The 13,788-nt window shown below is 47.4% G+C and carries 12 protein-coding genes; 1 reads left to right on the top strand and 11 read right to left on the bottom strand.

What is annotated here, in order from left to right:
* Positions 1-67: 67 nt before the first annotated feature.
* The 4 genes from K401_RS31205 to K401_RS0111660 form a co-directional block, all read right to left on the bottom strand.
* Positions 68-427 carry an acylphosphatase gene (locus K401_RS31205; protein ID WP_027352486.1) on the bottom strand — a complete coding sequence of 120 codons (360 nt, stop codon included), beginning with the start codon at positions 425-427 and terminating at the stop codon, positions 68-70.
* A gap of 150 nt (positions 428-577) precedes the next feature.
* Positions 578-1,594: a UDP-glucose 4-epimerase GalE gene (gene galE, locus K401_RS0111670; protein WP_024293113.1), complete on the bottom strand. Its 1,017-nt coding sequence runs from the start codon at positions 1,592-1,594 to the stop codon at positions 578-580.
* 130 nt (positions 1,595-1,724) lie between these two features.
* The gene (locus K401_RS0111665; RefSeq protein ID WP_024293112.1) at positions 1,725-2,837 is read right to left on the bottom strand and encodes a phosphotransferase enzyme family protein; all 1,113 of its coding nucleotides are present in this window, start codon (positions 2,835-2,837) and stop codon (positions 1,725-1,727) included.
* Positions 2,837-3,766, bottom strand: a complete 930-nt coding sequence (locus K401_RS0111660; protein ID WP_024293111.1) for a nucleotidyltransferase family protein — start codon at positions 3,764-3,766, stop codon at positions 2,837-2,839. Before K401_RS0111660 ends, K401_RS0111665 begins: the two co-directional genes overlap by 1 nt.
* Positions 3,767-3,946: 180 nt before the next feature.
* Between K401_RS0111660 and K401_RS0111655 the strand changes: the two genes are divergently transcribed.
* The gene (locus tag K401_RS0111655) at positions 3,947-4,876 is read left to right on the top strand and encodes an AraC family transcriptional regulator (protein WP_024293110.1); all 930 of its coding nucleotides are present in this window, start codon (positions 3,947-3,949) and stop codon (positions 4,874-4,876) included.
* Between the two features lie 27 nt (positions 4,877-4,903).
* Here K401_RS0111655 and murA read toward each other — a convergent pair whose 3' ends face one another.
* The 7 genes from murA to atpG form a co-directional block, all read right to left on the bottom strand.
* Positions 4,904-6,196, bottom strand: coding sequence for a UDP-N-acetylglucosamine 1-carboxyvinyltransferase (gene murA, locus K401_RS0111650; RefSeq protein WP_024293109.1), 1,293 nt, complete (start codon positions 6,194-6,196; stop codon positions 4,904-4,906).
* Positions 6,197-6,305: 109 nt separating this feature from the next.
* Positions 6,306-8,783 carry a hypothetical protein gene (locus K401_RS0111645; RefSeq protein ID WP_024293108.1) on the bottom strand — a complete coding sequence of 826 codons (2,478 nt, stop codon included), beginning with the start codon at positions 8,781-8,783 and terminating at the stop codon, positions 6,306-6,308.
* A 269-nt stretch (positions 8,784-9,052) separates the two neighbouring features.
* Complete coding sequence (locus K401_RS0111640) at positions 9,053-9,778, bottom strand: hypothetical protein (RefSeq protein ID WP_156882258.1); 726 nt, start codon at positions 9,776-9,778, stop codon at positions 9,053-9,055.
* Positions 9,779-9,901: 123 nt separating this feature from the next.
* Positions 9,902-10,831: a nucleotidyltransferase family protein gene (locus tag K401_RS0111635; protein WP_024293106.1), complete on the bottom strand. Its 930-nt coding sequence runs from the start codon at positions 10,829-10,831 to the stop codon at positions 9,902-9,904.
* A 160-nt stretch (positions 10,832-10,991) separates the two neighbouring features.
* On the bottom strand, positions 10,992-11,390 hold the full coding sequence (atpC, locus tag K401_RS0111630; RefSeq protein ID WP_024293105.1) for an ATP synthase F1 subunit epsilon: 399 nt from the start codon (positions 11,388-11,390) through the stop codon (positions 10,992-10,994).
* A gap of 11 nt (positions 11,391-11,401) precedes the next feature.
* Positions 11,402-12,796, bottom strand: coding sequence for a F0F1 ATP synthase subunit beta (atpD, locus tag K401_RS0111625; RefSeq protein WP_024293104.1), 1,395 nt, complete (start codon positions 12,794-12,796; stop codon positions 11,402-11,404).
* Between the two features lie 122 nt (positions 12,797-12,918).
* Positions 12,919-13,773: an ATP synthase F1 subunit gamma gene (gene atpG, locus K401_RS0111620; RefSeq protein WP_024293103.1), complete on the bottom strand. Its 855-nt coding sequence runs from the start codon at positions 13,771-13,773 to the stop codon at positions 12,919-12,921.
* Positions 13,774-13,788 lie beyond the last annotated feature (15 nt).

Here is a 13,788-nt window from a genome sequence, read left to right as displayed (position 1 = left end):
TCATAAGGATAGATACTTTGACAACGGAAATCTTCCGCTTTAATTATAATAACGTATATAGTCAGGATTATAATATTTCAAATTCCTGCTCCTGATTAAGAACTGGTTGTATATCTTTTTTCATTTGATTTATTTTCATTCGTTTTAACGAATTCATGAAATCCAAAAGGAAATCTATCTTATTTTTCATTCCCTGAATTTCCATCTCAACACTTCCGCTCTCAAGATTTTTTATCCAACCTGTCAGTTTTAATCTCAATGCCAGCTGTTCAATCTCCAGACGAAAACCAACGCCTTGTACTCTTCCCGAAAAAACCATATGATACCGTATGATCTCATCCGGTTCAAATTCCAGAATATTAATTCCTTTCACTTGGTTAATGACATAATTATTCCTGATCTGCTTAAACATCTTTTTAATTTTCATCTTTAACCTCAAAATGATTTGAAATTTTATCAATAGAAAGTGAAATATATGAAAATGCAATCATTCCCCATAAGCATCTGCCCCCGGCTGACCTACAGCCAGGTCAGCCGGGACATGATGCAGGAAGCAAGCTTTCAGGCTTTTAGTCTCTTACCTGTACCCATTTGGATTCCCTGACTGCCATCTCCAGGAGTCCTGGCACATTTCATCAATTCCACGCTCCGCTTCCCAGCCAAGTTCTTTCTTTGCCAGGGAGGCATCCGCATAGCATTCTGCAATGTCACCCAGACGGCGGGGCTTAATGGAATATGGGATGGGTTTCCCGCATGCCTTTGAAAATGCTTGGATCATCTGAAGAACGCTGAAACCCTGACCTGTTCCCAGATTGTAAATCCGGACTTCCGGTTCTGAAGAAGCAATTTTTTCAAGGGCTTTTACATGTCCGATGGCCAGATCCACCACATGAATGTAATCACGTACCCCTGTTCCGTCAGGCGTGTCATAATCGTCGCCAAATACTCCCACCTCTTTTAACTTGCCCACAGCAACCTGGGTGATGTAAGGAGTCAGGTTATTGGGGATTCCAGCAGGATCCTCTCCGATTAAACCGCTTTTATGAGCGCCTACAGGATTAAAATAGCGCAGGAGGATTACGCTCCACTCCGGATCTGCGGTATGAAGGTCCGTAAGAATCTGTTCCAGCATGCTCTTTGTCTGTCCATAAGGATTGGTGATCTTTCCCTTGGGGCAGTCTTCCGTGATGGGTACAAAGGCCGGATCCCCGTATACAGTGGCAGAGGAGCTGAATATGATATTCTTCACCTTATGTTCCCTCATGACATCGCACAGGTTCAGAGTTCCGGTAATGTTATTGTGATAATATTCCAAAGGTTTTACAACCGATTCTCCCACAGCCTTTAACCCTGCAAAATGGATTACAGCATCGATCACCTCATAATCAAATATCTCATCTAATGCATCTTTGTCTAAAAGGTCTGCCTCATAAAAGGCCACCGTTTTCCCGGTAATGGCTTCTACCCGTTCCAATGAAACCCTGGAGGAATTGCAAAGATTATCCACCACAACAACCTCGTGGCCCTGTTCCAAAAGTTCGATACATGTATGGCTGCCGATGTATCCGGCGCCTCCGGTTACCAATATTCTCATGTTCTCTCCTCTTTCTTATTCATATTTTAATACCTATAAATCAAACGGATATACAAGTATATCCAGTTGACACCCAATGAAGCGGGAATGCAAACACTCCCATTTGACCCAAAATACAAGAGCAAAACATTTATTTTTCACTCCTGCGGACGATTTCCTCCATTTCCTTCCACTTCTTTTCCATGTCAGCCACAAGTGCAAACTGGGTCCTGGTCCGGTCCAGATTGTGGTTTTCTCTGCTTATATGAAAATAGGTATCTCCCTGAAGAAAATCCGTTAAAAAACGCATGCCGCACTCAAAGGTCATCAGCTTTGCCCCCATGGGAAGCATCTGTTTTTCCTCCGGCGTCAGGCTTCCCTTGCACCCTTCTAAATATCCTTTTGTATAAATCTCAAACAAGGGCAGGGATAAGGATACTTTGCTTACATCAGGCTCATCCTCCTCTGCCGTATTGGCCCCGAAACGGATGGAATCCCCGAAGTCAAAGATCGATAAGCCGGGCATGATGGTATCTAAGTCAATGATGCAAAGGGCTTCCCCGGTAACATCATCGATCATAATGTTGTTAAGCTTGGTATCGTTATGGGTGACACAGAGAGGGAGCCTGCCAGCCTTTAACATATCCATGGCAATGGACGCCTCCTTCTCCCTGTCAAGGACGAATTTTATTTCCTCCTCAACCAGATGGGCGCGGCCGCATACATCGGCCTTTACAGCCGCCTTAAACGTTTCCATGCGAACCGGAGTGTTATGAAAATTGGGTATGGTTTCCGACAGTTCATCAGCCGGATACTGGGCCAGCTGGCGTTTAAACCGCCCGAATGCCTTGCCGCTCTGGTAAAAATCCTCCGGATTCCTCACCTTATCATAGGTGGTGGCCCCTTCAATAAAAAGATAACCTCTCCAGTAATTCCCGTCGCCATCCTGGCAGTAATCCTTTCCATCCCTTGCCTTTATTATATTAAGCGTCTCCCTGGACGGATCTCCGCCCTGGGCCTCGATCCGTTCCCGCAGAAAGGAAGTGACACCCGCAATGTTTTTCATAAGAGAAACCGGATCCTTAAAGACCTCATGGTTGATCCTCTGGATGATGTAGTGTTTTTCCCCTTCTCCGATTTTGCAGATCAGGCGAAACGTATCATTAATATGGCCGCTTCCATAGCGCATCCATGAGACCGGCTCCCCCTCAAAGGCCAGAAGTCCGATAGCCTCTTTAATCTTTCCGCACTGTGCGTCTCCCATTACATTTCCTCCCATAGCTTTTCCGGATACAGACCGGCTTCTTTCAATCCTTTGATGGCATTCACTACTGTTTCCTTATCTTCCTTGTAGGTGACACCGTACCAGCGGTCCACACTCTTTAATACGGAAACCTCTGCCTTGCCTTCCTTTAACAGTTCATCCACCACAAAGGGAAGGAAGTATTCACATTTTACCGGATTTTTGGGAAGCTCCCTGTCTAAAAATGCGGCAAACCGTTGTTCAAGCTCTTTTAATATGCTGTTTGTAAAACCCCACATATTCATGGAAACGATGGTATCCTCTGAAAGCCCGGTCCAGGTTTTCCCATCATCCTCGGTAAATTCTGCCTTGCCGCCGTGCTTTTCGATTCTGGTCCGCTCATTGATATCAACAAGCTTTCCATCTTCATCGGTGCTGCACACGCCTCTTGCCACATGGCCGTTTTCCGTCAGGGTGTTGTAAAGCTGGTAGCCCACCATGGTGTACTGATACTTCTCTCCGTCAGAAACCCTGTTAAGCTGGTCATAAATGGATACAAAAGCACTTCTGCCATAAAAATCATCTGCATTAATGACTGCAAAGGGTCCGTCAATGGCATCCTTGCAGCATAAAATGGCATGTCCTGTTCCCCAGGGCTTCACTCTTCCCTCCGGCACCTCATATCCCTTTGGAAGCTTACCAAGCTCCTGATATACGTACTCCACCTGTACATGCGCCGCCATGCGGTCTCCGATGTTTTCCTTAAATTCTTTTTCAATGTCCTTTTTAATAATAAAGACAACCTTTTCAAATCCTGCACAAACCGCATCATAAATAGAAAAATCAATGATCTTGTTTCCATGGGCATCTACAGGGTCAATCTGCTTTAAGCCCCCGTAGCGGCTTCCCATGCCTGCTGCCATGATTACCAGAACCGGTTTCTTGTTCATCGCTGTTACCTCCTAAATTCTAATATCCTCAGTATAATGAATGCGTGTCAAAAGATATTTGCACTATTTATTATTTAATTTGTATTATCGTACTCTTCTCACCATTTCATCACGGATTATGGTATAATGATTGCTGTCCAATCATTATACCACAATCCCGTCAACCGGAAGGAGGTTTCCATGGCATACAAAAGCACCTCGCTGCGTTCCTCTGCTGTCGTTAAAAAGATCATAACCATCCACTATTTTGAGTATATGAGCGATTTCTCCTTTCCTGGAGAAAGCCATGATTTCTGGGAGTTTGTCTGCGTTGACAAGGGGGTCATCGATGTAATGGCCGGAGACAAACGGATCCCTTTAAAACGGGGAAACATCATCTTCCACAAGCCCGGAGAGTTCCACAACATACTGACAAACGGGACCGTTGCCCCTAATCTGGTGGTGGTGAGCTTTGAATGCAATTCCCCTTATATGAAGGCCTTTGAAGGAGAAGTCTTATCCGTACAGGAAACGGAAATGGCTTTGCTGGCACAAATCATCATTGAGGCGCGGAATGCATTTGCAGGGCGGCTTGACGATCCTTACCAGGAAGAGCTGGTCAGAAGGCAGCCTCCCCTGTCCTTTGGGGCGGAGCAGCTTATCGGCAATTATCTGGAAGAGCTGATCATCCATCTTTACCGCAGATACTTTATAAAGCCCCAGCAGATCTCCACCGGACGGGTCATGGAAAGCCCCATGCACGGAGATGCCCATAACCGCATCGTCCGGTATATGGAAGAACATATCGGAGAGCACCTTACCATTGAAGCCATCTGCCGGGATAATTTAACCGGACGGTCACAGCTTCAGAAAATCTTCCATAATGCCTATGGCTGCGGGGTCATGGATTTCTTCATCGGAATGAAGATCGATGCAGCCAAGCAGCTCATCCGCAGCAATCAGCTGAATTTCACTGAAATTGCGGACCGTTTGGGCTACACCTCGGTCCATTATTTTTCCAGGCAGTTTAAAAAGCTGACCGGGATGACGCCGTCGGAATACGCTACCTCCATCCGTTCTCTTTCGGAAAAGGGCACAGAGGCATGTTTGCCCGGCTCCTCCTTTGAGTAAATAGGAAAAGGCGGGAATTCTCCCCGCCTAACCTACTTTTAATTTGAATTTCTTTGCTTCATTTTCAGAGTCCACTTTTTCAATTATGGCACCAAGGCCCTGAAGCTTTTCTTCAAAGCATTCATAGCCCCGTTGGATGTATCCGATCTCATCCACAACTGTATAACCATCCGCAGCCAGCCCGGCAATCACCAGAGCCGCACCTGCACGGAGATCAGGAGCATTGACAAATGCTCCGGTAAAACCGACTACGCCGTCAATAACGGCTACGTTACCCTCTACCTTTACATTGGCTCCCATGCGTGATAATTCATCCACATAACGGAAACGGTTCTCAAAAATGCTCTCTGTGACCACACTGGTGCCTTTTGCAAGGGCAAGGGTCACCGTCATCTGAGGCTGCATATCTGTGGGGAATCCCGGATAGGGAAGGGTTTTGATGTCCGTATGCCTTTGGTTGGTTTTCCCTACAACACGGACCGCGTCATCGAATTCCACCACCTCGCATCCCATTTCCAGAAGCTTTGCAGAAATGGCTTCCAAATGCTTTGGAATGACGTTTTTCACCATAACATCACCCCTGGTAATGGCTGCAGCGCACATAAAGGTGCCTGCTTCGATCTGGTCCGGGATGATGGAATACTCAGTTCCATGGAGCTTTCTCACTCCCCGGATGCGGATGGTATCCGTACCGGCGCCCTTGATGTTGGCACCCATGCTGTTTAAAAAGTTTGCCACGTCAACCACATGAGGCTCTTTTGCCACGTTTTCCAGAATTGTCTGTCCCTCGGCAAGGGTCGCAGCCATCATAACGTTGATGGTGGCCCCAACGCTTACAACGTCCAAATAGATATGGCTCGCCACCAGATCAATGGCATGGGCGATCACAGCTCCCCGTTCAATCCTCACATCAGCTCCAAGGGCGCGGAATCCCTTTAAATGCTGGTCAATGGGCCTGCTTCCAATGTTGCAGCCTCCCGGAAGGGGGACCTGGGCGCTTTTATACTTACCCAGCATGGCACCGATAAAGTAGTAGGAGGCCCTGATCTTACGGATGTAATCATCATCAACCGAGACCTCCCGAATGGTCTTTCCATTGATGCGGACCGTATGCCTGTCAATCCGCTCTACTCTTGCTCCAATCTCCTCTATGGCTTCAAGCAACACGTTTATATCTCTGACATCAGGCAGATTATCGATCAGAACATCTTCATCTGTCATGATCGCTGCTGCCAGAATTCCCAAAGCGGCATTCTTTGCCCCGCCGATGGTCACTTCGCCCACCAGGGGATTTCCGCCCTTCATAATATACTGCTCCATTTCACACCTCTGATTATCATGTTATCTATTTACAAATTTCTTAAATTTCATCCATTAGCCTTTAATGATTATAACATATCTTACGAATTTGTAAAGAGAACGCATTTTCTTATTCCGTAAATACTCCGCAGACAAAGTCATTTCCCTGGCCTGCAAAGTATGCAGAGGCATCATTTAAGCCCATTTTCTGGCTCTCTCCGGATACCGGGTTGTAGACAGTCACATTATAGGAATCATAACCGGAAAGGAGCACATAACCGCCCTGAAGGTTGTAGGCGGCCACCGGACAGCCGTGACCGATAAAATATAATACCTGGCTTAAGGTGCAGCCCCTGGCATCCATCATGAGAACCCCTTCCCCATAGAAACTGTCTGACTTAAAACCTTCCAGATTCCGGATAAAGGCTGCTCCTGTTTTTAAAGGCTCTTTCATATTGCGGGAGGGCGGACGGTTTACCCGGTTCCATAGGATTTCCTGGTTCTTATCGGTCACGACTCCCATTTTATCATAGGCAAGAGCTAAAGCATCAGTAAATCTGCGGCTGCTTCCAAGATAACGCCCTCCTCCGTAGGCATAAAACATGTTCTCCTGGAACCTTCCATTGCTCTTTAATTCCACGACTTCCGTGGTTTCATACGCCACCTTTTTAGGAACCGTGATCTTTACCTCCTTGCCTTCCGTGTCTTTATCCAGCTGGACAAAATAAAGCTTTCTCCGGTCCTCCGATGCGTACCAGCCAATCCCCTCCATCTCTCCGTTTGTAAGCTCCTGATTGCAGACAATGGTATCCTGCCTGGAGGCAACATAGGACTGGTCTCCTGATTTGGCCACCTGAGTTAAATGAATCCGGCTGTCATCCACGGATACATCTGCAATATAAACATTCTCATTTTCATATTCCTTTACGATCTTTCCGCTTTGGTCCATGATCTCGATCCGGTACATGGGGGCATCCTTTGTTCTCCCGTTTTGCACCCACACATCGCCTTTTTTGGCAATCCCGTAAATGAAATCGTCTCCCACGAACCCAAGGGGCCTGTAAATGTTATCCTCCCCGCCGGTTATTTCCCTCTTCACTCCTGTATCCAGATCCATGAGGTGAACCACTCCGGCTCCGTAAAGGTCACTGCCTTCCTGCCATGCAAAGCGGCGTTCTGTACTGCTGACCGCATATCCGCCCTCCGCCAGGGAGTCCGCCAGGACCATGTATTCATTGCTGTTTAAATCAATGCCGTAAACTGCCCGGTCCGCCATTAAATAAAGCATTCCGTTGGCTCCCACATGAGCCAGCTGGTCTATATCTTCCTTAAGCATCTCAAAGGACAGGGTCACAGGAGTGAAGAAACGTTCTGTTGTGGCGTTGTCCTGGATGCTGTACTGATACATGGCAATCCCTAAGCCGCCCTCATGGATCCCTCTGTTCATGTATCCGTAAACCAGAAAATTCACATCCCCGTTATCGCTGACCGACAAGACCTTAATATCGTGCTGGTTATAGCTGCTGCGCAGCCCATCGTCTTCGCCGCTTCGGAAAGAGAACACCTTTACCCCATGCTCCTTACTCTGGTCAAAGGTCCACAGATCCCGGTTTACCACATAGGCCAGCCAATCCCCTGACGGGCTTTTTGCAGTCCGTATCTCATCCTGGTTGGAAATGCCCAGCAGGATCCGTTTCCCGGAAAACAGCCCCTTTTGGCCGGAAAATATCTGATTGGTATTCCGCTCAAAGTCCATGAGGTAGATGCGCCTGCTGTCCCATTTCATGGTAAAGCTGTCCTCCACCTCATACAGCTCCTGAATGCCGTCTTCTCCCTCCCTGGATATCTCATAATCCAGCTGGACACTGCACATGATTCCGTTTAAATCCTTTAAGGTCGCCCTGATGTCTCCTTCCGGCTTCACAGAAAGCCCTCCCCAGGTAAGCTGGGAAAAGCTGGACCGGATGGTCACATGACCAAGGGAGCTGTTATCCTCTCCCTCACTGGTTTCCAGATAAGTGGTAAGCTGCCGGGCCTGGTCATAATCAAAGGTTTTGGTGGTGAAATCCACTGCGAAGTCAATCATGTCCTTTACATTGGTGCTGTCTGTCCACATGATGCGGGTATAATAAAGGAGTTTTCCGTTCCCTGAGGTATCCAGCGACAGGATTAAAAGGTATTCCTTATCCTTTGTCAAAAGATTCTGGATAGGAAGCGTCGCCGTGACGCTTCCTTCCTCCTGGTTCCACTTATCTACCGTTGTCCGTTCCACCAGACGCCCCAGATCCATGCTGCGGACCTCATATTCCAGCCCCTGGATACTGCCTTTGTAGTCAGATATCTGTATGTTCATGGCTCTGTCAGGCGGCAGGACTGTAAGAGCTTCCCTGGAAACCGCCTGCTTCATGTCCTGTGTATAGCCATGGAGAAGGTTCATCTTTCTTCCGTACATATGGGAATATACTACGGGCAGAGAAGCTTCATCCATGGAGGTATATACCATAACATCACTTTTTTCTGTATTTTTTTGATCCCACACAAAATAAACTGCGATCGCCGCAATAAAAACCGCAGATAATATCCCTATTTTTTTTATTAATCGACTCATCCAAAACTTCCTCTGTTTCCGTATTTTTGTACACTAATGAATCAAGCGGGTATGCAGGGATATCCGGTCGATTCGTAAACGAGGGGTGAAAGATAGGTTTCTTTCAACCTTATACTCTCTTATACTCTTTATTGTATACAATAATATCCAAAACTACAACGAAAACTTTCTTAAACATTCGTTAAGCGGCCACGGAATAACCAGGCTTCAAACCACATAAAAAAGCAGCTATCCTGCCATAAACCGACAAGTAACTGCTTTTCTTTTCCTTATTTGCAAAGTCCGCTGCGGCATCTCCTGCGGTGCATCTCATTGATAAGGAGCACATTGACCACACCGTTCAGCCAGCCATCATTGTAACGCGGCCCCCGCGGGCCCCATGGCCCCCATGGTCTTTTAGATCCCGGCGGACAGCACGGCGGTTCCCATGGCCTTCCTGGTCCCGGCGGACCCCACGTGCTTCCCGGTCCCCACGGTCCTTTTGATCCAGGAGGCCCCCACGGTCCTCTCCGTCCCGGATGCCTTCCTGGAGGTCCCCATGGCGGCGGACCCCAACGGGAATCCCGGTCCTGTGACTGCATATCCGTTTCATCTGTCTCGTCTTCCTCCCAGTCCATCTGTTCCGTTGCATCTACAGACGCCTGTTCTGTATCTTCTGCTTCCTCCGTCATTTCATCCATTATGACACCATCCCTGTGTATCTGATCGCATATGGAATCGCAGATCTGGTTGATCATTATACGGTCCGGATATTCGTCATACATGGGACTGTTTTTATAATCCAGATGATCACACGCTGAAACTACATATTCCTGCAAACGCTTCATATGTCCCGGGTACATCCCCTGGAGATATTCCAAATCCTGTACAATGAGATCCTTTCTTTCCATCGGGCGCCCTGCAGCACTCCTGTCGCCATAAAGCATATATGGCTCCAGTTCCTGAAAGTTGTTTCCATAAGTATAATCCGGGTTAATCGGCACGGTCGTTATCACTCCCTGCTTTCTGCTTATACAAAACCATTGTATGCAAAACACACAGAAAAAGTGCAGAATTCCCGGGAAACGAAACACGGCGTTGTGACAACCTGCCAGCTGTCACAACGCCGTTTATCACTCTTAACTTATGTCAAACAAACGCTCCGGATATACTCCTTCTGATACCAGGTTCCTGATCGCTGCCGCAACAGCCGGTTTGTCCTCCTTATAGGTCACACCAAACCACCGGTCCTTTGTTTCAAGGACTTTTACCTGAGCTTTTTGGGAATGAACAAGCTTATCAATAATTTTTGGAAGCAGGTACTCCGTCTTCACATCCCCTTCCTTTAAGCTGTCTAAAAATCCCGGAAATCCTCTCTCCAGCTCCTCAAGAAACGCCGGGGAAAGTCCCCACATGTTCATGGAAACATTCTGGCTTAAGGGAATTACTACAGGAGTCCCTTCCTCGCTGCGGCCTTCTGCCCGGTCTTCCCGCTGCCTGATTTCGTAGGTTTCTGTAACCCTTTCCAGTATCCCATTTTCATCCACCTGGCATACTCCCCGGGTCACTCCCCCATTCTCGCTTAGGGTGTTGCCCAGAATAAATCCTCCCATGCAGATATCAAAAGGTTTTGACGCCGGATCCATCTCATTTACCAGGTATTCATGAATCTTTATAAAACCTTCTTTTCCATAATAGTCATCCGCATTGATCACGACAAATGGTTCATGAATCACCGGTTTCGCGCATAAAAGAGCTTGTCCGGTTCCCCATGGCTTGGTTCTTCCCTCTGGTTTTGTATAGCCTTCAGGAAGGTCATCCAGTTCCTGATAAGCGTACTCCACAGGAGCAATTTTTTCGATCCTGTTTCCGATGATTTCCTTAAAGTCCTGTTCCAGATCTTTTCTTATAATGAACACAACTTTGTCAAATCCAGCTTTCAAAGCATCATATATGGAATAGTCCATAATGATCTCCCCGCTTGGTCCTACAGGTTCCAGCTGTTTGATTCCCCCGCCGAACCTGCTTCCGATGCCAGCTGCCATAATCACTAATGATGTTTTCTTCATAACACTCTCTCCCTGTTAGATTAATCTGCCTAATAGTATATCACAAAAGAAAGGGTTAATCCATAGATAACGGAATTTGTCCCCTTTCCCTCACTTTACCGGTTATGAAAATGAAAAAAGAGATTTAAACCCGTTTTATAAGGTCCAAATCTCTCTTTCTTTACTTTGTAAGCGAAAGCCTTATAAGGGCCTTTCTCAAAGCTGTTTCTGCTCTTATAATATCAATCTCTCCGCTCTGTTCCTTTAAGCGGCGTTCTGCACGGACCTTAGCCTCTTCTGCTCGGCTTGCGTCGATTTCTCCGGGCCATTCTGCAACTTCCGCCATAATGACGATCTTTTCCGGTAAAATCTCAATAAAGCCGGACATCAGGGCTGCTTCCTTCACTCCGCCCTCCTCGTGAATCTTTAAGACTCCCGGGGCAACAATGGCAGTCATGGGGATATGATTCCGGTATACACCGATTTCCCCTTCCGTGGTAGTAAGCTCCACCATGGAAGCATCTCCCTCGTAAAACTTCCGTTCCGGAGTGATGATATGCAGTTTAAATAAATCAGCCATATTCCCACCCCCTATTTTTTCACGCGGGCAAGAACGTCCTCAATGCTGCCTGCATTTAAGAAATAGCTCTCCGGAATGTCATCATGTTTTCCTTCCAGAATCTCCTTAAAGCCCTGAATGGTATCAGAAAGCGGCACATAGCGGCCTTCCAGACCGGTAAACTGTCCTGCAACGAAGAAAGGCTGAGACAGGAATCTCTGGATCTTTCTTGCGCGGGCTACCGTGATTTTATCTTCCTCAGAAAGTTCATCCATACCTAACATGGCGATGATATCCTGAAGTTCTTTATATTTCTGAAGTACTTCCTGAACACCACGCGCTACGCGGTAGTGCTCCTCACCTACGATTCGCGGATCAAGAATTCTTGAAGTGGAACCAAGGGGATCAACCGCCGGATATATACCCAGCTCCACGATGGAACGGTCAAGAACCGTGGTCGCATCCAGATGGGCGAAGGTGTTGGCCGGAGCCGGGTCCGTAAGGTCATCGGCCGGAACGTAAACTGCCTGAACCGATGTGATGGAACCATTCTTCGTGGAGGTGATTCTCTCCTGAAGAGCACCCATCTCAGTCTGCAGGGTCGGCTGATAGCCTACTGCGGAAGGCATACGTCCAAGCAAAGCGGAAACCTCGGAACCTGCCTGGGTGAAACGGAAAATGTTGTCAATGAACAACAGCACATCCTTACCGCCCTGATCACGGAAATACTCAGCCATGGTAAGTCCGGTTAGGCCCACTCTCATACGGGCTCCCGGCGGCTCGTTCATCTGTCCGAACACCATGGTTGTTTTATTGATAACGCCTGATTCCTGCATCTCGTGATAAAGGTCATTTCCTTCACGGGTGCGCTCGCCAACGCCGGTGAATACGGAATATCCGCCGTGCTCTGTGGCAATGTTACGGATCAGCTCCTGAATTAATACGGTTTTACCTACTCCGGCACCGCCGAAAAGGCCGATCTTACCGCCCTTTTGATAAGGGCAGAGAAGGTCGACGACCTTAATACCGGTTTCCAGAACCTCTGTTTCCGTTGACTGCGCCTCAAAGCTTGGTGCCGGTCTGTGAATCGGAAAACGTTCCTTTACTTCCGGTGCCGGTTTTTTATCGATTGGATCACCCAGAACGTTAAAGATTCGTCCCAGAGTCTCCTCTCCAACCGGTACGGTAATAGGAGCGCCGGTAGCTACCGCGTCCATACCACGTACCAGTCCATCGGTGGTTCCCATGGCGATACATCTTACTGTATCATCGCCAAGATGCTGGGATACTTCTACAACCAGTCTGCCGCCATCCTTAGTCGTGATATCAATGGCCTCATTGATATCCGGCAGCTTGCCCTGGCTGAACTTGATATCCAGTACGGCACCGATGATCTGGGTGATCTTACCAATATTTTGTCCTGCCATCTTGTTTCTCCTTCTTTTTATATTTCTCTCGTTCATTACCTCGAACGGCTATTTTCCTAAATTCAAGCTGCGCCTTCGCTTGCTTTCATTAAGTAAAATATGCCAAGGAAGTTTGGTTCGCCTTATGAAATCGCATTGGCACCTGCTATGATCTCCGTAAGCTCCTGGGTAATGGAACCCTGTCTTGCCCGGTTATATGCCAGTCCAAGCTCTTCTATCATCTCTTCCGCATTGTTGGTTGCAGAATCCATGGCTGTCATCCTGGCTCCGTTTTCACTGGCAACGGCCTCCAGCAAAGCGCCATAGATCAGGCTGCTCATATACTTTGGAATAATGGAATCCAATACCTGATCCTCATCCGGCTCATAATTCATTAAGGTCAGATCCATCTTTTCACTTCCCTCTGCCAATTCAACCGGGAGAAGCTTTTTAAGGGTCGGTATATGGGTCACTGTATTCTTAAAAGATGTATATGCCAGATAAATTTCACCTATCCGGTCCTGTCCAAAGGCGTCCAGAAGCTCCATGGTAATATCGGCCGCATCCCGGTAGATCGGTTCATTGATCACCTCAGAATAATCCTCAGCGATGGTATAACCCTTTCTTGCCAGTGCTTCTTTCCCCTTCCGTCCAACGGCGTAAACATCTGTCAGTTCCGGCGTAAGCCTTTTATCTCCATTCACCAGCTTGACAATGTTGCTGTTATAGCCGCCTGCCAGACCCCGGTTTGAAGTGATGACAATGACTGCCTTTCTCTCAGAGCCGCCTGCCTTTAAATACTTATGGTCAATACTGCCGGATTTGCGCAGCATGGAACCTATGGTATCATACATCATGCCGTAATAGGGTTTGGATTCCTCTGCCTTTGCTTTGGACTTCTGCAGCTTAACGGTAGATATGAGCTTCATGGCTTTTGTAATCTGTTCGGTACTGGAAATACTGTCTCTTCTTCGTTTGATATCCCTAATGGATGCCATGATTGTTCACCTGCC

It is taken from the genome of Lacrimispora indolis DSM 755, from assembly GCF_000526995.1.
Lineage (GTDB): Bacteria > Bacillota > Clostridia > Lachnospirales > Lachnospiraceae > Lacrimispora > Lacrimispora indolis.
Note: the sequence above shows the minus strand (reverse complement) of the source record. Positions and strands in the feature narration are given on the sequence as shown.

Coding starts and splice junctions, on each gene's coding strand:
- K401_RS31205 (WP_027352486.1), bottom strand. CDS start 427: ATGAAAATTAAAAAGATGTTTAAGCAGATCAGGAATAATTATGTCATT.
- K401_RS0111655 (WP_024293110.1), top strand. CDS start 3,947: ATGGCATACAAAAGCACCTCGCTGCGTTCCTCTGCTGTCGTTAAAAAG.
- K401_RS0111645 (WP_024293108.1), bottom strand. CDS start 8,783: ATGAGTCGATTAATAAAAAAAATAGGGATATTATCTGCGGTTTTTATT.
- K401_RS0111660 (WP_024293111.1), bottom strand. CDS start 3,766: ATGAACAAGAAACCGGTTCTGGTAATCATGGCAGCAGGCATGGGAAGC.
- atpG (WP_024293103.1), bottom strand. CDS start 13,773: ATGGCATCCATTAGGGATATCAAACGAAGAAGAGACAGTATTTCCAGT.
- K401_RS0111635 (WP_024293106.1), bottom strand. CDS start 10,831: ATGAAGAAAACATCATTAGTGATTATGGCAGCTGGCATCGGAAGCAGG.
- atpC (WP_024293105.1), bottom strand. CDS start 11,390: ATGGCTGATTTATTTAAACTGCATATCATCACTCCGGAACGGAAGTTT.
- murA (WP_024293109.1), bottom strand. CDS start 6,196: ATGGAGCAGTATATTATGAAGGGCGGAAATCCCCTGGTGGGCGAAGTG.
- galE (WP_024293113.1), bottom strand. CDS start 1,594: ATGAGAATATTGGTAACCGGAGGCGCCGGATACATCGGCAGCCATACA.
- K401_RS0111665 (WP_024293112.1), bottom strand. CDS start 2,837: ATGGGAGACGCACAGTGCGGAAAGATTAAAGAGGCTATCGGACTTCTG.
- atpD (WP_024293104.1), bottom strand. CDS start 12,796: ATGGCAGGACAAAATATTGGTAAGATCACCCAGATCATCGGTGCCGTA.